The sequence below is a fragment of the Agromyces cerinus subsp. cerinus genome (assembly GCF_900142065.1).
Classification (GTDB): domain Bacteria; phylum Actinomycetota; class Actinomycetes; order Actinomycetales; family Microbacteriaceae; genus Agromyces; species Agromyces cerinus.
Genome location: NZ_FSRJ01000002.1, coordinates 375548 through 393976 on the forward strand (window position 1 = coordinate 375548; position 18429 = coordinate 393976).

At 71.2% G+C, this 18429-nt stretch carries 16 protein-coding genes; 8 read left to right on the forward strand and 8 right to left on the reverse strand.

The features are described 5' to 3' along the window. Positions 1–82 precede the first annotated feature (82 nt). Positions 83–1267 (forward strand): baeRF11 domain-containing protein, encoded by a 1185-nt coding sequence (locus tag BUR99_RS07800; RefSeq protein WP_074259804.1) that lies wholly within the window; start codon positions 83–85, stop codon positions 1265–1267. Positions 1268–1352: 85 nt separating this feature from the next. Here BUR99_RS07800 and BUR99_RS07805 read toward each other — a convergent pair whose 3' ends face one another. Beyond that, the gene (locus BUR99_RS07805; protein ID WP_074259805.1) at positions 1353–1700 is read right to left on the reverse strand and encodes a hypothetical protein; all 348 of its coding nucleotides are present in this window, start codon (positions 1698–1700) and stop codon (positions 1353–1355) included. Between the two features lie 134 nt (positions 1701–1834). On the opposite strand from BUR99_RS07805, the gene BUR99_RS07810 reads away from it, so the two are divergent. Then, positions 1835–2836, forward strand: coding sequence for an LLM class F420-dependent oxidoreductase (locus tag BUR99_RS07810; protein ID WP_074259806.1), 1002 nt, complete (start codon positions 1835–1837; stop codon positions 2834–2836). Here BUR99_RS07810 and BUR99_RS07815 read toward each other — a convergent pair. Then, entirely contained in the window at positions 2779–3390 is a 612-nt protein-coding gene (locus BUR99_RS07815) for a hypothetical protein (protein WP_074259807.1), read from the reverse strand. The genes BUR99_RS07810 and BUR99_RS07815 overlap by 58 nt on opposite strands. A gap of 154 nt (positions 3391–3544) precedes the next feature. Next, positions 3545–3820, reverse strand: a complete 276-nt coding sequence (locus tag BUR99_RS07820) for a glutaredoxin family protein (protein WP_074259808.1) — start codon at positions 3818–3820, stop codon at positions 3545–3547. Between the two features lie 69 nt (positions 3821–3889). Between BUR99_RS07820 and BUR99_RS07825 the strand changes: the two genes are divergently transcribed. Both BUR99_RS07825 and BUR99_RS07830 read left to right on the forward strand, forming a co-directional pair. Then, positions 3890–4321, forward strand: a complete 432-nt coding sequence (locus BUR99_RS07825; protein ID WP_074259809.1) for a YdeI/OmpD-associated family protein — start codon at positions 3890–3892, stop codon at positions 4319–4321. 45 nt (positions 4322–4366) lie between these two features. Further along, on the forward strand, positions 4367–4843 hold the full coding sequence (locus BUR99_RS07830) for a PPOX class F420-dependent oxidoreductase (protein WP_234980788.1): 477 nt from the start codon (positions 4367–4369) through the stop codon (positions 4841–4843). A 112-nt stretch (positions 4844–4955) separates the two neighbouring features. Here the strand turns inward: BUR99_RS07830 and BUR99_RS07835 are convergent, their stop codons facing one another. Beyond that, positions 4956–8549 (reverse strand): TM0106 family RecB-like putative nuclease, encoded by a 3594-nt coding sequence (locus BUR99_RS07835; protein ID WP_074259810.1) that lies wholly within the window; start codon positions 8547–8549, stop codon positions 4956–4958. Between the two features lie 152 nt (positions 8550–8701). Continuing rightward, a complete protein-coding gene (locus BUR99_RS07840; RefSeq protein ID WP_074259811.1) occupies positions 8702–9340 on the reverse strand; it encodes a TetR/AcrR family transcriptional regulator in 639 nt (212 codons plus the stop codon). 112 nt (positions 9341–9452) lie between these two features. Between BUR99_RS07840 and BUR99_RS07845 the strand changes: the two genes are divergently transcribed. From BUR99_RS07845 to BUR99_RS07855, 3 genes are read left to right on the forward strand one after another with little or no spacing between them, the layout of a single operon-like run. Beyond that, positions 9453–10487 (forward strand): agmatine deiminase family protein, encoded by a 1035-nt coding sequence (locus tag BUR99_RS07845; RefSeq protein WP_074260292.1) that lies wholly within the window; start codon positions 9453–9455, stop codon positions 10485–10487. Further along, on the forward strand, positions 10484–12268 hold the full coding sequence (locus tag BUR99_RS07850; RefSeq protein WP_074259812.1) for an amidase: 1785 nt from the start codon (positions 10484–10486) through the stop codon (positions 12266–12268). Before BUR99_RS07845 ends, BUR99_RS07850 begins: the two co-directional genes overlap by 4 nt. 50 nt (positions 12269–12318) lie before the next feature. Further along, positions 12319–12690: an HNH endonuclease gene (locus tag BUR99_RS07855; RefSeq protein ID WP_084183811.1), complete on the forward strand. Its 372-nt coding sequence runs from the start codon at positions 12319–12321 to the stop codon at positions 12688–12690. A 35-nt stretch (positions 12691–12725) separates the two neighbouring features. On the opposite strand, the gene BUR99_RS07860 is transcribed toward BUR99_RS07855, so the two are convergent. The 3 genes from BUR99_RS07860 to BUR99_RS07870 form a co-directional block, all read right to left on the reverse strand. After that, positions 12726–13772, reverse strand: coding sequence for a hypothetical protein (locus tag BUR99_RS07860; RefSeq protein ID WP_074259813.1), 1047 nt, complete (start codon positions 13770–13772; stop codon positions 12726–12728). A gap of 1 nt (position 13773) precedes the next feature. Further along, positions 13774–14118: a PadR family transcriptional regulator gene (locus BUR99_RS07865; RefSeq protein ID WP_074259814.1), complete on the reverse strand. Its 345-nt coding sequence runs from the start codon at positions 14116–14118 to the stop codon at positions 13774–13776. 170 nt (positions 14119–14288) lie between these two features. After that, positions 14289–15863, reverse strand: a complete 1575-nt coding sequence (locus BUR99_RS07870) for a molybdopterin-dependent oxidoreductase (protein WP_074259815.1) — start codon at positions 15861–15863, stop codon at positions 14289–14291. Positions 15864–15984: 121 nt separating this feature from the next. On the opposite strand from BUR99_RS07870, the gene BUR99_RS07875 reads away from it, so the two are divergent. Further along, positions 15985–18312 carry an ATP-binding cassette domain-containing protein gene (locus BUR99_RS07875; protein WP_074259816.1) on the forward strand — a complete coding sequence of 776 codons (2328 nt, stop codon included), beginning with the start codon at positions 15985–15987 and terminating at the stop codon, positions 18310–18312. The last annotated feature ends 117 nt before the right edge of the window (positions 18313–18429 follow it).

The window sequence follows — 18429 nt, forward strand, 5'->3', positions numbered from 1 at the left end:
TTGGGGGCTGTCGCTCGGGCCCCGGCCTTCATAGGCTGGGGTGCGAGCGACATCGTCGTCGCACGACCTTGGGGGAGGAACGATGACCGTACATTACGCATTGCCCACCGCAGCCGATTTCACCGCGCTTGCAGGGCTGCATCATCCGTCGATCACGATCTACGCGTCGACCTCGCCCGTCGTGAGCGAGCGCGAGCGCGCCGAAGTGGCGGTGAAGAGCTCGTTCGACGAGGCGATCGAACGCGTGAAGGCGTCGGGCGCCGCGAACGCCGAGCTCGAGGCGCTCCGCCGCGAGCGCGACGCCGTGATCGGCGACCAGCAGATCTGGGCCGGACTCGCCCGGTCGATCGCGATCTTCGTCGCTCCCGGGTTCAGCGAGGTCTTCGTGCTGCCGAACCGGCTCGACGACGCCGTGCACGTCGGCTCGCACTTCACCCTCGGTCAGCTGCTGCGGGCACCGAGTCAGGACCAGGAGGCGTTCGCGATCACCCTGTCGGCCAACGAGTGGTCGCTGTGGCATGCGACTCCGACCGATCGGGCTGCGCGCCTCGACGTCGACGAGTCGCACGACAAGAGCCTCGACGACGCCATCAACCGCGACCCCGAGAACGACGACAAGCCGCGCGGCGGCAAGCACGGCGACCGCGGCGTGAGCGGCGACGAACGCCGCAAGGCCTTCTTCGAGCTCTACGCGAAGCGCGTCGCCGACGCCACGCGGCACGAGCTCATGCAGCGCGACCCCGACGACCGCGTGCCGCTCTTCGTCTTCGCCGCCGAACCCCTGCTCAGCCTCTTCATCGACCGCATCCGCAACGGACGCCGCGTCGTGGCGGTGCCCGGGGCGCCCGATCGCCTCGGCGCCGCCGAGATCGACGAGGCGTTGCGCGTGCAGCTCGGGCGGCTGAACGTCGCCGAGGCCGACGGCGCGCTGCGCCAGCTCACCGAGGGTACGGCGGGCCGGGTCGAACGCGACCTCGCCGCGATCGCGCGCGAGGCGGCGGATGGCGCGGTCGAGGTCTTCTGGTTCGACTTCACGACCTCGGTCAACGGCACGCTCGACCGGCAGTCCGGTGCGATCGAGTTCGCGAGCGGGCACGGCGCCGATGAGCAGCTGAGCGACGGCACGCACGCCGGCGACCTGTTGCCGCAGCTCGCGCTGCTCGTGATGTCGAAGGGCGGCAAGGTCGTCACCGTGCGCAGCGACGACCTCGACGGCACGGTCTGGTCGGGACCGGCGATGGCCGAGCTGAGGTTCGCCCTGGCGTAGCCGGGGGAGCGGGGTCTCCGCTCGAGTCGGGAGATCACGCGAGCCGGGGGCTCCGCTCGGGTGATCTCCCGCGGCATCCGCTCGGTCAGCGCAGGGCGCCGACCCGCTCGTGGAGCGGGAGGACGAACCCCTCGCGCCAGCGGAAGCGGATGACGACCTGCTTCGCGTGGGCGTCTTCGATCATCGCTTCGACGCTGGTCTCGGTGAGCACTCGGGCGGGTGCGTCGCTCGTCGGCGGGGTCTCGCGGATCTCGAGCCAGAGGCTCTCGGGGTGGGGTACGACGCCCGGGTTCGCGGCGACGAGTTGGAGGGTCCACCCGTTGCTCGCGCAGAGTCCGTAGCCGGAGACGTGGATGAGTCGGGTGTCGGTGGTTTCGATGACGGTCGCCTCGAAGTCGGCGGCAGAGTATTCGCAGTGCTGCAGTCCGTTCATTCGTCCGAACGTAGCGGGCGGAACATGAGCCTGCCTCAGTGCTGGCGCTGAGTTCGAAGGCGGGGGCCCCACGGAGATCGGCGAGCTCGGCCCACGGCTCGGCCGACGGCCCGGCCGACCCTATGGTGGAAGCCATGCGATTCGGAATGTTCGTTCCCCAGGGCTGGCGCTACGACCTCGTCGGCATCGACCCGGCCCAGCACTGGCAGACGATGCACTCGCTCGCCGAGCACGCCGATGCGCCCGACTCGGTGTGGGAGTCGATGTGGGTCTACGACCACTTCCACACCACTCCGGTGCCCTCGCAGACCGAGGCGACCCACGAGGCGTGGAGCCTCATGGCCGCGTTCGCCGCCTCGACGTCGCGCGTTCGCATCGGCCAGATGTGCACCTGCATGAGCTATCGCAACCCCGCCTACCTCGCGAAGGTCGCCGCGACGGTCGACCACGTCTCGGGCGGACGCCTCGAGATGGGCATCGGCGGCGGCTGGTACGAGCAGGAGTGGCGCGCCTACGGCTACGGCTTCCCCTCGATCCCCGAGCGCCTCGGGCGCCTTCGCGAGGGCGTCGAGATCATGCACCAGGCGTGGACGACCGGTTCGGCGACGCTCGACGGCACGTACTACCAGGTCGACGGTGCGATCGTGCAGCCGCAGCCGGTGCAGCCGGGCGGCATCCCGTTCTGGATCGCCGGCGGCGGTGAGAAGGTGACGCTGAAGATCGCGGCGAAGTACGCGTCGTACACGAACTTCACCGGCACGCCCGAGGAGTTCACGCACCGGAGCGAGGTGCTGCGCGCGCACTGCGAGAACCTCGGCACCGACTTCGAGGCGATCACCCGGTCGTCGAACTTCAACACGGTCGTCGGCGTCGACGAAGCGGATGTCGCGCGGCGCCTCGCGGTCATCGAGGCGCGGCTGACCCCGTTCCTCGGCGCCGAGAAGGCCGCGACGCTCATGGCGGAGAACTACCACTCGCCGAACGCCGCCGTCGGAACGCCGTCGCAGGTGGCCGCGAAGCTCGCCGAGCGCCGCGAGCTGGGTCTCGGCTACGCGATCCACTACTTCCCCGAGGCGGCCTACGACCGGTCGGGGCTCGAGCTCTTCGCTGCGGAGGTCGTGCCGGCGCTGCGATAGGCGGACTCCTCGCGGGCCAGGTCGCTCGTCTGCGCGACCGATCGCCATCCGCTCGCGGGCCGGGCGACGCCCGCGTCGTCGGTGACGGCCGTGTAGGGCAGCGCGAGCAGGTCGCCGGCGCCGAGGTCACCGGGCAATGCGATCGGCGCGAGTGCGGAGCATCCGCTCGGCGCCGTCAGCGTCGTCGGCACCGCGCGTGCCACCGAGGCGCGCCCGATGAGCCGTGCCTCAGCCCACGCCGGGTCGAGCTCCGTGAGATCGCCATCGATCACGATCGCGCGCTCGAGGCCGCGCTGGGCGGATGCCTCGAGCACCCGCACCACGACGACACCCGTGTGCAGTGTGGCCGACGCGAGACGACCGCCGGTGCCCGGCTCGACCGCCCGGCCGAGGTGCACCGCCGGCGTGCCGCACACTTCGGCGAGCCGTAGGAGCGAGACGCCGCCCACGGAGAGGTCGGTCGTCGAGGCGATGGTCGCCTCGGGCCACCGGTCCATCGAGATGGGGTCGGGGATCGAACGCCGCAGCGTCGGCAGGATGCGCGTGAGCGTCATCGGCCGCCCGCCGTCGCGGGGTCGCTGATTCGGTGTCCGAGGTCCGCGAGCGGGTCGGTGGTCGGAGGCATGACTCAGTTCTACGCCCGGTGCGAGCACCGAGCCCGTTTGTTACGCGATCCGAACGCCTGGCGCCCGTTCGCTCATGCGCTGCTTACGCGGCGAGTGCCTCGTCGAGCTTCGCCGAGAGCTCGGCGTCGGTCGGCTCGGTGAAGTGCGTGCCGTCGGGGAAGACGACCACGGGGATCTGCGTGCGGCCGCTGATCGCCTTGGCGCGGTCGGCGCCGTCGGCGACGGTCTCGAGGTCGACGTAGTCGTAGTCGACACCCCGCGCGTCGAGCAGTCGCTTCGAGCGGCGGCAGTCGCTGCACCACTCGGCGCCGTACATCGTGACGCGGGCGGGGTTCAGATCAGTGGCAGGGGAAGTCATACCAATAACCTACGTGGGTACCCTGTCAGTTATTCCCAGGGACGGCAGGGCAGTGGCAGACTCGGGCGCATGCGATTCGAGACGACGATGTCCCAGGTCGGCAACAACACGGGCATCGAGGTGCCGCCCGAGGTGATCGAGGCGCTCGGCGCCGGCAAGAAGCCGCCCGTCGTCGTGAACGTGAACGGCTACGAGTACCGCAGCACGGTCGCGGTGATGGGCGGGCGGTTCATGATCTCGTTCAGCTCCGACAAGCGGGCGGCGACCGGCATCGGCGGCGGCGACCCGATCGTCGTCGACCTCGAGCTCGACACGGCGCCGCGCACGGTCGAGGTGCCCGACGATCTCGCCGCCGCACTCGAGACGGCCGGCGCGCGTGCGGCGTTCGACGCGCTCTCGCCGAGCGCGAAGCAGGCGCACGTCACCGCGGTCGAGGGCGCGAAGGCGGCCGAGACCCGGCAGCGGCGCATCGACGGCATCGTGGCGAAGCTCACCGGGTGACGCGCGATGACGCATGCCTGACGCACACGGAATGCTCGGGCGCCGATGCCGGTTCACCTCACCATGACGACGAACGCCGGACCCGTCCCCCTCACCGAGACCGAGGCATCGGAGCTGCTCGCTGCACAGCGGTTCGGCGTGCTCGCCACGCTCAAGCGCGACGGTCAGCCGCACCTCGCCACCATGCTCTACGCGTGGGACCCGTCGGAGCGGACTGCGCGCTTCTCGACCACCGCCACCCGGCTGAAGGCGACCCACCTCCGACGTGATCCCAGAGCGACGCTGCACGTCTCGGGCGACGACCCGTGGTCGTACGCGACGCTCGAGGGGCTGGCCGAGGTGTCGGCACCGACCCAGGAGCCGGGCGACGACGTCGGTCGGGAACTGCTCGGCATGCTCGCTGCGGAGCTGCGTCCGGCCGACCCCGCCGCGTTCTTCGCAGAGGCGGTCGCCGAGGGACGGGTCGTGGTGCGGCTCACGGCCGACCGGGTCGGCGGCACCCGGCTCGCCTTCGGCGACTGAGGAACGCACCGGAGCGCCGCGACGCGCGGCCATGGCTCCGAGCCGTCACGTCACGCCGGGCTGCGGCTCCGAGCCGCCGTCAGCCGCGCACGGAGCGAGCACCGGATCGCCGTCAGCCGCGCACGGGAGCGAGCACCGGGTCGCCGACGAGCCTCACGAACGCGCTGAGCTGCGCGACTCCATCGGGCGTGTACGGCAGGGCGTCGAGCAGCCCGGGTGAGTAGAGCAGGTACGCCGCCCATTTCGCCCGCGAGATCGCCACGTTCAGTCGATTCTTCAGCAGCAGGAACTCGACGCCGCGCGGCGCGGCCGCCGCCGAGGATGCGGCGAGCGACACGATCGCGACGGCCGCCTCCTGGCCCTGGAACTTGTCGACCGTGCCGACCGGCACCTCGGTGAGGCCGGCCGCGTCGAGCGCGGCGCGCACCTCGGTGAGCTGCGCGTTGTAGGGCGTCACGACGATGAGGTCGCGTTGCCCCAGCGGGCGAGCGGATGCCGCGCCCTGCGTCGACCCGACCGAAGCCGCCGCCGACCCGGCAGCCGCTTCGACCCAGTCGCGCCCGAGCAGCGAGCGCGCCAGGTCGACGACCGCGAGCGCCTCTTCGGGCGAGGAGGTCGTGTTGCCGAAATGCTCGATCGGCAGGGCGGTGAGACCCGGGGCGACACCGTCGAGCGAACGCTTCGAGGCCACCGGATGGGAGTGCAGCTCGCCCTCGTAGGAGAGCCGTGACACGGGCTCGGCGACGGCGGGGTGCATGCGCCGGCTCTCGGCGAGGAAGTAGCCGAACTCGGGAGGCAGCACGTCGTGGCCATCGGTGATCCAGCCGAGCGCCGAGGTGTCGATGGGTTCGGGGTGGTTGCCCTGACTCACCTGCGGCAGCTGCTGGGGGTCGCCGAGCAGCAGCAGGTTGCGGGCGCCGACGGCGGAGGCGATGGTCGAGGCGAGCGAGTACTGGCCCGCCTCGTCGATGACGAGCAGGTCGAGTGAGCCGCGCGGCACCCGGTTGTCGTTCGAGAAGTCCCATGCGGTGCCGCCGATGACGTATCCGGAGGTCTCGTGCGCCGCCGTGTACTCGGCGACGCCGTTCTTCGGGATGAAGGTGTACCCGTGGTCGCCGGGCTCCTTCGCGTCTTTCGGGGCCTTCGCGACGAGCTCGGGATCGAGACCCGCCCGCACGACGGCGTCGAGCACGTTCTCGACCACGGCGTGCGACTGGGCGACGACGCCGATCTTCCACGCGTGCCGGCCGACGAGCTCGGTGATCACGTGGGAGGCCAGATAGGTCTTGCCGGTGCCCGGCGGGCCCTGCACCGCGAGGTACGAGTCGTCGAGGTCGCGGAGCGATGCGGCAACGGCGGCGACGTAGTCGTGGTCGGCGCCGAGCGGTACGAGTCCGGCGCCGCTGCGTGTGCGCGGTGGGATGCGGCGCAGCACATCGATGGAGGGGTTCGCGGGCCAGCGCGGGAAGGCGCGTTCGAGGTGCTGCGCCCACTCGAGGATCGCCCCCTGCTGGCGGCCGGCCTGCGGAGGTGTGCCGGGCGCGAGGGCGAACGGCAGCTCGTGCCAGGCGACCCCGGCGACCGCGGTCTCCTCGATGAGCACACCGTCGTCGAACACCTCGAGCACCTTCACCGAGTGCCACGCCCGAGACCCGGGCCGCAGTGAATGGCTCGGGAACGGCGCCGGCGGCTCGTAGAGCGCGATCGGCTCGCCGCCGACGCTGAACTTCGACCCAGGGGCGATGCGGCCGCGCAGACGCACATGCCGTCGGTCGACGCGGTGATGGTCTTCGCGGTACCAGCGCTGCACCACCGCTGACCGTGCCGGGTCGACGACGAGCACGTCGCGGTGGTCCTCCCACGCCTCGAGGGGCTGCTCGACGCGGAAGTAGTGCGACCACCAGAAGCTCTTCGCCTCGCGATCGTGATAGTCGATCGCGGCCGCCGCGAGGGCGAGCGCGGTGTGGTCGGCGTCTCGATCGGGGTCGTCGGGCGGGCCGGCGATCGACTGCAGGTGCACGGCGAGGGGCGTGGGCTCGTAGACCTTGCCCGCGGCCTTGGCCGCCTCGACGATGAGCGACTCGGGCACGGGGTCGACCCCGGCGTCGCGCGCGAGCCCGAGCAGCCAGTCGCGCAGGCGAAGCGTCGAGACGCAGTCGTAGCGGTTGTAGTCGGCGAGGTCGTCGAGCACGAACTGAGCGGCCGCCGCACCGGAGAGCCCCGTGACCGGGTCGGTCTCACCGGTCGACGCGAGCTCACGTGCACGCACGTACTCGAGAATGGAGTCGCCGCCCGACTTCACGTCGGCCTCGCGCAGCTCGGTGCCCATGTAGAGCGGCTCGAGCTTCTTGATCGAGTAGGAGCGGCTGCCGACCCGCACCGCGCGCTTGACGATCGGGTAGAGATCGACGAAGACGCCGTCGGCGAGCAGCTGGTCGACGGCGGCCTCGCCGACGCCGTGTCGCGCGGCCATCGCGAGCAGGTGCGTGCGCTCGTAGCTCGCGTAGTGGTAGATGTGCAGGTGCGGATGGGCGGCCCGACGGAGCTTCACGAGCTCGAGGAACTGCACGAGCGCGACCCGCTCTTCGGCGAAGGAGTGCGCCCAGAGCGGCGTGAACTGCTCGTCGTTGTCGACCATGCCGAAGAGGTAGTCGAGACCCCAGTCGTCGGCCGCGCCCTCGGTGTAGAGCGGGTCGCCCTCGAAGTCGAAGAACAGGTCGCCGGCGTCAGGCTCGGGGATCGCGGCGAGCGACGCGGCGTCGCGCACGACGACGGGCGGCGGCAGCGGCGGGTCGTCGGGGGAGCGCAGCCCTGAAGCATCCGCTTCCAGCTCTGCCGACTCTGCCTCGAGCTGCAGTCGCGCCTGCACCCGCAGGTTCTCGATCGTCGCGTCGAGCACGCCGGGCACCGGCCCGAAGGATGCCGCGAGCTCGTCGATCGTCGTGATGTCCGCGTCGTGCAGGGCGGCGCGCTGCGTGACCCGGAGGCCGGCCACGAGCAGCACGTCGCGGTGGGCCTGCACCTCGAGGTCGCACGTGGGGCAGCGCCCGTCGAGGGCGTAGCGCGGGTCGCCCCACTCGACGGGGCCGTCTTCGGCGAGCCGGTCTGCGACGATCTGCTCGAGTCGTTCGCGGCGAAGCCGGTAGACGGGGGCGATGTCGTCGAGACGGTGCACGCTCGTCGTGCCGTCGCCGAGCAGCAGCTCGACGGTGTCGGCGCACGGCACGCCGGTGCGCTCGAGCTGCTCGGCGTACGCGGCGAGCTGGAGCAGCGCGGTGACCCGCGCCCTGCGGGCGAGCTTCGAGTCCTGCACGAGGTAGCGGCCGTCGGGCTGGCGCACGATGAAGTCGGCGAAGCCGATGAAGCCCTCGTCGGCGAAGGTCGCCTGGAAGACGACGGGGGCGCCGGCCGCGAACGCGGCCTGCGTCGCCTCGACGGCGGCGGCGACCGCGGCGGGGTCGCGCACGTCGGGGCGCTCGATCTCGACGACGCCGTCGCCGAGTGCGGCGCGGTAGTCGTCGAGCACCCGCAGTTCGTGCTGGTCGCCGAGCCGGCCCGAGCGCTCGAGCATCGCGTCTTCGGGGTCGGGCACCTTCTCGATGCGGCCGAGCTTCGCGTCGAGCGCGCGGAGGAACGCGAACTCGCACTCGGAGGCCTTCTTCAGGTCGCTCGCGCTCGTGACGACCGAACCGTCAACCAGGTACATCGGGCTCCTTCGGGTCGTCGTGGTCCCACGCTATCCGGGGCCGCCGACATCAGCGTTCGCGGTCGAGGAGCGTGCATCGATGCTGCGGGTCGAGCGTGTCGAGACCGGAGTTCGACAGGCTCAGGTCTCGACAGGCTCAGGTTTCGACAGGCTCAGGTTTCGACAGGCTCAACCTGCAGAACGCCCGGCCGCAGCCCCAGCAGGCCCTCGACGCTCCGAGTCGTCAGCGCGTCGCGCCGACCGGCGCCGTCCCAGCGCACGAGCGCCTGCGCATTCAGGCCGTCGATCATGCCGAGCAGTTGCCACGCGGCGGCGGCCGCGTCGACGGGCTCGAAGTCGCCGGACTCGACGCCGTCGTCGATGACGCCCACGATGACCGACTGCCAGGCGTCCATGCGGTGCCGCACGCTCGCGGCGAGCGACTCGTTGCGCCGGCCGAGCGCCCAGGCCTCGACCCAGACGACCGTGACGTCCTCGCGCGAGCCGTCGAGCAACGTGCCGATGAGGGCGGACAGCCGCTCCGGCGGGGTCGACTGTTCGGCGACGAGCGCGCCGACCTCCTCGATCTCGACGGCGACGATCGCGTCGAACGTCTCGGCGATGAGGGCGTCCATGCTCGGCTGGTAGTGCGCGACGAGGGCCGGCGTCACGCCCGCGCGGGCGGCGACGGCGCGCAGCGTCACGGCCGCGAGGCCCTCGCCGAGGGCGAGCGTCCGTGCCGCGGCGGCGATCTCGATTCGGCGCTCTGCCGGGCTCTTGCGCTCGGCGCGCTTGCGTGGCGTGCTTGACATGGTGCGCCCAGTCTATGTACCGTCGGGTCAGTTGTTGATCATTTGATCAATATAAGAACGACGGATGCCGCTCGGCACGGCCGACGCACCGACGCGACGCACGGAGGAACCGATGAGCTGGCGCATGCCGTCCGAGACCGCACCCCACGAACGCACCTGGATGGCGTTCCCGGTCACCGACAACGTCGCCGACGAGACCCCCGGAGGCGTCGAGCGCACCTTCGCCGCCTGGGCCGCGGTCGCCAACGCGATCGTCGCGTTCGAACCCGTCTCGATCCTCGTCGACCCGAGCGAGCTCGAGAACGCCCGACGGCTGCTCGACCCCGAGGTCGAGATCGTCGAATGCCCGGTCGACGAGTTCTGGATGCGCGACCACGGCCCCACCTTCGTCGTCGACGACGAGCGCCCGGGCGTGCTCGGCGCGGTCGACTGGACCTTCAACGGCTGGGGCGCACCGGAATGGGCGCGCTGGGACAAGTCGGGCGAGCACGCCCGATTCATCGCCGATCGCGTCGGCGCCGAGCTCGTCTCGAGCGCACTCGTGAACGAGGGCGGCGGCATCCACGTCGACGGCGAGGGCACCGTGCTCCTCACCGAGACCGTGCAGCTCGACCCCCGCCGCAACCCCTACGCCGACAAGCGACGTGTCGAGGCCGAGATGGCACGCACCATCGGGGCGACGAAGGCCGTGTGGCTGCCGCGCGGCCTCACCCGCGACTACGACGAGCTCGGCACGAACGGGCACGTCGACATCGTCGCGACCCTCACGTCGCCGGGCCAGGTGCTCGTGCACTCGCAGCGCGACCCCGAGCACCCCGACTTCGAGGTCACCCGCGAGATCGTCGCACTGCTCGCGGAGTCGACGGATGCCGCGGGCCGCATCCTCGAGGTCACCGAACTGCCGGCGCCCTCGGTCATCCGCGATCACGAGGGCTTCGTCGACTACAGCTACGTCAACCACCTGGTCGTGAACGGCGGCATCATCGCGTGCGGCTTCGGCGACGACGAAGCGGATGCCGCGGCGCGCGAGATCCTCGAGGCGGCCTACCCGGGCCGGCGCGCCGTGACGGTCGACGCGCGGCAGGTCTTCACCGGCGGCGGCGGCATCCACTGCATCACGCAGCAGCAGCCGGCGGTCGCTCGATGAGCGGGTTCGACGTCGTCGAGGCCTCGATCGCCGAGCTCCGTGCCGCGCTCGAGTCGGGTCGCGTCACGGCGGTCGAGCTGCTCGACGCCTACCTCGCGCGCATCGCGGCGTTCGATCGCCCTTCGACAGGCTCAGGGAACAGCTCGACAGGCTCAGGGAACAGTTCGACAGGCTCAGGGAACAGCGCGCCCACCGCGCTCAACGCGCTCGTCGTGATGAACCCCGGCGCTCGCGCCGACGCCGAGGCATCCGATGCCCGCCGGGCGCGTGGCGAGACCCTCGGCCCGCTCGACGGCATCCCGTACACCGCGAAGGACAGCTACCTCGCCGAGGGCCTGACCGCGGCGGCGGGCTCGCCCGCGTTCGAGCACCTCGTCGCCCAGCGCGACGCCTTCACGATCGAGCGCCTGCGCGGCGCGGGGGCCGTGCTCATCGGCCTCACGAACATGCCGCCCATGGCGAACGGCGGCATGCAGCGCGGCGTCTACGGTCGGGCCGAGAGCCCGTACAACGCCGAGTACCTCACCGCGGCCTTCGGCTCGGGCTCCTCGAACGGATCCGGCACTGCGACCGCGGCGTCGTTCGCGGCCTTCGGGCTGGGCGAGGAGACCTGGTCGTCGGGCCGCGCGCCCGCCTCGAACAACGGGCTCTGCGCCTACACGCCCTCGCGCGGCGTGATCTCGGTGCGGGGAAACTGGCCGCTCGTTCCCACGATGGACGTCGTCGTGCCGCACACCCGCACCATGGCCGACCTCTTCGAGGTGCTCGACGTCATCGTCGCCGACGACGCCGACCCGCGCGGCGACTTCTGGCGGGTGCAGCCGTGGATCGAGATCCCCGCGGCATCCGCGGTTCGGCCCGTCGCGTATGCGGACCTGACCGGCTCCCGATCGCTCGCGGGCACCCGCATCGGCGTGCCGCGCATGTACGTGAACGCCGACCCCGAGGCCGGCACCGCCGAGCCCGGCCGCACGCCGGGCATCGGCGGCGCGACCGGGCAGCGCATCGAAACCCGCGCCTCGGTGATCGAGCTCTGGGAGGCGGCCCGCCGCGATCTCGAGGCCGCCGGCGCCGAGGTCGTGCTCGTCGACTTCCCCGTCGTGTCGAACTACGAGGGCGACCGGCCCGGTGCTCCGACGATCGACACCCGCGGACTCGTCAGCCCCGAGTACCTGCGCCGCGAGATCGTCGACCTCTCGGCCTGGGCGTGGAACGACTTCCTCGACGCGAACGGCGACCCTTCGTTGCATGCGCTCGCCGACGTCGACGGCGATCGAATCTTCCCGCAGCCCGAGGGCGCACTGCCCGACCGGTACGACGGCTTCGAGGACGACATCGCCGAGTACCCCGAATGGGCGCGCGCCAATCCCGGCGCGACGTTCGCCGACATGCCCGAACTCGAGGCCGGGCTCCGCGGTCTTGAAGCGACGCGTCGCATCGACCTCGAGCAGTGGATGGACGGCCTCGGCCTCGACGCCGTCGCCTTCCCCGCGGTCGCCGACGTCGGCCCCGCCGACATGGACGTGAACGAGGCATCCGCCGATCTCGGCTGGCGCAACGGCGTCTGGGTCGCGAACGGCAACATCGTGCCGCGCCACCTCGGCATCCCGACCGTCACGGTGCCGATGGGGCTCATGCGCGACATCCGGATGCCGGTGGGCCTCACCTTCGCCGGACGCGCCTACGACGACTCGGCGCTGCTCGCGCTCGCCGCGGCGTTCGAGGCGCTGCCGACCGCGACACCGCGCCGCATCGCGCCGCCGCGCACGCCGCGCCTCTGAACCGGGCGCGGCGGGCCGAGGCTCGCCGCAGCCCGGGTTAGTCTGACGCCATGGCGGTCAGTCGGAGCCGGACGGCGGTCTACGCACGTCGGCGCAAGCGTCGCATGGCGCTGCACACGCACGACCTCAGCGACGAGCAGTGGGCCGCGCTCACGGCGGAGTGGCAGGGGTGCGCGTACTGCGGCGCGAGCGATCGGCCGCTGCAACGCGACTGCGTGCAGCCCATCTCGCGCGGAGGCAGGTACACGCTCGGCAACGTCGTGCCGGCCTGCGGGTCGTGCAACGCGAGCAAGTCCAACGACGAGGTCACGTCGTGGATGCGGCGCAAGAAGCTCGACGAGCGCGCCTTCCTGTTGCGGCACTACGAGGTCGGCGCGGCGCTGGCGCTGCAATTCCCTGCAGAGGATGCCGCGGCGGACTGACTGCCCGCACGCCACGGGCCGCTCGTGCGCCGCTCTCAGCCGCCCACGACCGGCTCGCGCATCGGCATGACCCCCCGCCGGAGCGTGACGATGAGGTCGATCGCCGTGATGACCATGATGCCCACGAGGCAGAGGCGCACCACGCCGTCTGTGGCGGGTGCCGTGAAGATCGGCCCGGCCGCGAGGCACCAGGTCAGCAGCACCAGCCAGGCGGCACCGCCTACGACGGAGACGAGTCGGGTCGTACGGGTGGACCGCCCGGCCACGAGCTCCGCGAAGACGACCGCGAAGCTCACGGCCCAGAGCACGAGCACCCACGGCGCCCGCCACTGCAGGAACTCGGGGTCGAACGCGAAGGCGTCGAGCAGCGGCTGCGGCAGGTCCGGCGCGAGCTGGGGGAGCCAGGGCAGCGCGATCAGCACGGTGGCGCCGAGCATCCAGAACGCGAGTGCGAGCACGAGGCCCGGCCGGTTGACGCGGTCACGGTCGAGTACCTGCGGGGGGATCCGTCGCGCTGCAGTCGACGTCGCGGCCGGGGCGGGCTCTGCGGCCCATTCCGTGGGCGCGGCCGATCCTGCCGGCGACTCCTGCTCACCGCGCCGGCGGTGGCGGATCGCGCTCGCGATGATCGTGATCGTGATCAGGAAGCCCGGCCACCAGAAGGCGCCGAGTCCCCACGTGAGCCACCAGGCGGGCAGCGGAGCCCACCACGCGCCCGCGACACCGGCGGAGGCCGCCCAGATCGCGATGCTCGGGTCGAGGTAGGCGGCGGGGAGCGTGATCGCCCACTGCAGTGCGACGCCGCCGAGCGCGATCCACGCGAACTGCGGTGCATCGGCGGGACGGATGATCGTGAAACCCGCCGGTCGATAGCGGTCGGCGACCTCCTGCGGGCGGCCGAAGTCCCCGAGCAGCGCCATCGCCATGGCCTCGTCGGCGGGCCGACCGGCGTCTTCGGCGCGCCCCGCGAGCTCCTCGCGCAGCAGCGAGCGGAGTTCGAAGCCGACATCGGCGCGCTGACGGCGCGGGAGTCGACTGACGACGTTGCTCACGTAGCTCTCGATGATGACGTCGGGATCCATCTCAGCTCTCCTCGTTCAACAGTCGACCGACGACCGAGGTCAGCGACCCCCATGCCGCGGTCAGGTCGCGGTAGCTCTCGGCCCCTTCTGGGCTCAGCGTGTAGTAGCGACGGGGCGGCCCGTCGTCGATGCGCCACTCGGAGGCGAGCAGCCCCTGCCCCTCGAGGCGGCGGAGCAGCGGATAGAGCGTGCCCTCCTCGATCGGCATGCCGCGCTCGGCGAGCGCCTGGCGCAGCGAGTAGCCGTACTGCGGCGCGCGCAACTGCGAGAGCACCGCGAGCACGAGCACGCCCTTGCGCAGATCCTGCTCGAGCTTGCCCGACTGCTCGGGGCGTCCCTCTACCATGCGGCTCACACTACATAGACCCACACAGTAGGTCAAGATATCGCGAGCGATTCCTTCGGGCTGGTGCCTCACCGCGACCGAGCATCGAGACGTCGCAGATGGCGACCCTCAGGCCCGTGGGCTCGCCATCTGCGACGTTTCGACGGTCCGGTCGATGGGTGCGGTGCGGGTCAGCGGACCTCGACCGTGACCTCGTCGAGGCCCGTGGCACCGTCGGGCACGACGCCCTGCCGACTGGCGGTCTGCACCTCGCCGTCGGCGCCGAGGGCGCGCACCCGAACGGAGTGCGAGCCCGCCGCGGCATCCGGCCAGTCGTATTTCCACTGCACCCAGGTGTCGTCGTTGATCGCCGTCGCGAGCTCGGCGGGGCGCCACTCGCCGTCGTCGATCCGCACCTCGACGCCCGCGACGCCGACGTGTTGATGCCAGGCGACGCCCGCGAGCACCGCCGAACCTGGGGAGACCGACTGACCCTGCCGGGGCACGTCGATGCGTGAGGAGAGCTTGATCGGTCCGCGCTCGCTCCAGCCGCGATCGGTCCAGTACGCGGATGCCGCGTCGAACCGCGTCACCTCGAGGTCGACCACCCACTTCGTGGCCGAGACGTAGCCGTAGAGCCCGGGCACGACCATCCGCACCGGGAACCCGTGCTCGGTGGGCAGCGGCTCGCCGTTCATGCCGACGGCGAGGATGGCGTTCCGGTCGTCCTGCAGCACTTCGAGCGGGGTCGACGCCGTGAACCCGTCGATGCTGCGCGAGAGCACCATGTCGGCATCGGCCGACGGGCCGGCGCGGGCGAGCAGCTCGCGGATCGGGTATCCGAGCCACAGGGCGTTGCCGATGAGCGTGCCGCCGACCTCGTTCGAGACGCACGCGAGGGTCGTGATGCTCTCTTCGAGGGGGAGGGCGAGGAGTTCGTCCCAGGTCAGCGTGACCTCGCGATCGACGAGGCCGTGGATGCGCAGGCTCCAGTCGGCGGGGTCGACCGCAGGAACGGCGAGGGCGGTGTCGATGCGGTAGAACTCGGCGTTCGGCGTGACGACCGGAGTGAGGCCGTCGATGCCGAGCTCGGCGCCGGCGGGCACCGACGCCGTGGTCGCGGCCGTCGGCAGCCGGATCGCGTCCCGTACGGCGGTGATCGCCCGGGCGCCGGCCTGCAGGGCGTAGCCCCCGAGGGCGGCGAGCGCCCCGATCGCGACCGCGCCGCCCGCCCAGCCGAGGAAGCGGCGACGGTCGACGGATGCCGTGGTCGGTGCCGTATCAGGTGCGGTGGTGGCGTCGGTGGTGGCATCGGGTGCTGGGGCGAGCTTTCGCAGCAGGAAGGTCAGTGCGAGCATCGCCGTGATCGCCGCCACCGCCGAGGGCACGATCGCGAGCATCGAGGCGTTCGCCCGGCTCGCTGCGGCGACCGCGCCGACGACGCCGACGGCGCCGACCACGACCATGCCCCACGGCGGTCGCCGTGCCTCGAGCACCCCGGCCGCGCCGGCGACGGCGAGCAGCACGAGCCCGATGCCCACGAGCAGGGCGGCCTTGTCGGCGGTGCCGAAGAGCGCGATCGCGGTGTCCTTCGCCCAAGGTGGCGCGAGATCGATGAGCAACGAGCCGACGACCACGACGGGACTCGAAGCGGGTGCCACGACGGCCGCGACCAGTTGGCCCACGCCGAGCCCGAGGGCGACGGATGCCACGCCCGCCGCGGCGGGCAGCACCCATCCTCTGGCGGGGCCGCGCGTCTCGGGCATGCGCACAGCGTACGCTCGTCGGGCCGCTGCGACCTGCGAGACATCCGCCCTGCCGGATGTCACCGCCACATGTCAGAATCGTGAGTCGCGGGCGGGCGCCCGCGACGAGGGGAGCAGCCGAATGACCGCGACCGATCAGACCATCAGCGAGCGCCGTGCCGACGAGCGCGGCGCCGACCGGCACATCGCCGATGCGCACGACGTCATCGAGGTGCGCGGGGCGCACGAGAACAACCTGAAGGGCATCTCGCTCGACATTCCGAAGCGCCGGCTCAGCGTCTTCACGGGGGTCTCGGGCTCCGGCAAGTCGAGCCTCGTCTTCGGCACCATCGCGGCCGAGTCGCAGCGGCTCATCAACGAGACGTACTCCACGTTCATCCAGTCGTTCATGACCACGCAGCCGCGGCCCGAGGTCGACAGCCTGCGCAACGTCTCCGCGGCGATCATCGTCGACCAGGAGCGCATGGGCGCGAACTCCCGATCGACCGTCGGCACCGCGACCGACGCCTATGCGCTGCTCCGAATCCTGTTCTCCCGGCTCGGCCAGCCCTACGTCGGCCCGAGCTTCCACTTCAGCTTCAACGTGCCGGCGGGCATGTGCCCGCGGTGCGAGGGCACCGGCGAGGTCAACGACCTCGACCTCGACGAGCTCTTCGACCGCGACAAGTCGCTCGCCGAGGGCGCCATCACGATCCCCGGCTACACGGCCGACGGCTGGATGGTGCGCATCTTCACCGAGTCGGGCTTCCTCGACCCCGACAAGAAGATCCGCGACTACACCGAGGCCGAGCTGCACGACTTCCTCTACAAGGAGTCGACGAAGGTCAAGGTGCAGAGCATCAACATGACCTACGAGGGCCTCGTGCCGAAGCTGCAGAAGAGCCTCCTCTCCAAAGACCGCGATGCAATGCAGCCGCACATCCGCGCGTTCGTCGACCGCGCGGTGACCTTCACGGCCTGCCCCGAGTGCGGCGGCGCGCGACTCAACCGAGAGGCCCTCTCGTCGAAGATCAAGGGCATCAACATCGCGGATGCCTCGTCGATGCAGATCTCCGACCTCGCGGGCTGGCTCGCCGACATCGACGACCCGAGCGTTGGGCCGCTCATCGGCAACCTGCGGCAGAACGTCGACTCCTTCGTCGACATCGGCCTCGGTTACCTCAGCCTCGACCGCGCCTCGGGCACCCTCTCGGGCGGCGAGGCCCAGCGCGTCAAGATGATCCGCCACATCGGGTCGTCGCTCACCGATGTCACGTACGTGTTCGACGAGCCGACGGTGGGTCTGCACCCGCACGACATCCAGCGCATGAACCGGCTGCTGCTGCAGTTGCGCGACAAGGGCAACACCGTGCTCGTCGTCGAGCACAAGCCCGAGGTCATCGAGATCGCCGACCACATCGTCGACCTCGGCCCGGGTGCGGGTTCGCGCGGCGGCCAGATCTGCTTCGAAGGCGACCTTCCTGGCCTGCGCGCCTCCGACACGCTCACCGGCCGGCACCTCGACCACCGGGCGAAGCTCCGCGACGAGGTGCGCACTGCTTCGAGCGCGCTCGAGATCCGCGGCGCCACCCAGCACAACCTCACCGGCGTCGACGTCGACATCCCGCTCGGCGTGCTCACCGTCGTCACCGGCGTCGCCGGTTCGGGCAAGTCGTCGCTCATCCACGGCAACGTGCCGAAGCACGATCAGGTGGTCGTCGTCGACCAGTCGCCGATCCGCGGCTCGATCCGATCGAACCCGGCGACCTACACGGGCCTCCTCGACACGATCCGCAAGGCGTTCGCGAAGGAGAACGGCGTGAAGCCCGCGCTCTTCAGCGCGAACTCCGCGGGCGCCTGCCCGAACTGCAAGGGCATCGGGCTCGTCTTCGTCGAGCTCGGGCCGATGTCGACGGTCTCGAGCGTGTGCGAGGAGTGCGGCGGCAAGCGGTTCACCGCCGAGGTGCTCGAGTACCGCCTCAACGGACTGAACATCGCCGAGGTGCTCGCGCTCTCGGTCGACGCCGCGCTCGAGTACCTCACCGAGAAGCCGGCTCGTGCGATCCTGCAGCGCCTCTCCGACGTCGGGCTCGGCTACCTCGGGCTCGGCCAGGCGCTCAACACCCTCTCGGGCGGCGAGCGCCAGCGACTGAAGCTCGCGATCAGCATGGCGAAGTCGGGCTCGGTCTACGTGCTCGACGAGCCGACCACCGGCCTGCACCTCGCCGATGTCGACAGGCTGCTCGCGCTGCTCGACCGGCTCGTCGACGACGGCAACTCGGTCATCGTCATCGAGCACCACCAGGCCGTCATGGCGCACGCCGACTGGATCATCGACCTCGGTCCGGGCGCGGGGCGCGACGGCGGTCGCATCGTGTTCGAGGGCACGCCGCGTGCCCTCGTCGAGGCCGCCGCCACCGACGAGGCGACGCTCACGGGCACGCACCTCCGCGAGTACGTCGGGGCCTGAACCCGGTCGCTTCCGTGGGTTGAGCCCGTCTGCGGGTTGAGCCTGTCGAAACCCCGACCGCGGGTACTTCTGTGGGTTGAGCCTGTCGAAACCCCGACCGCGAGTACTTCTGTGGGT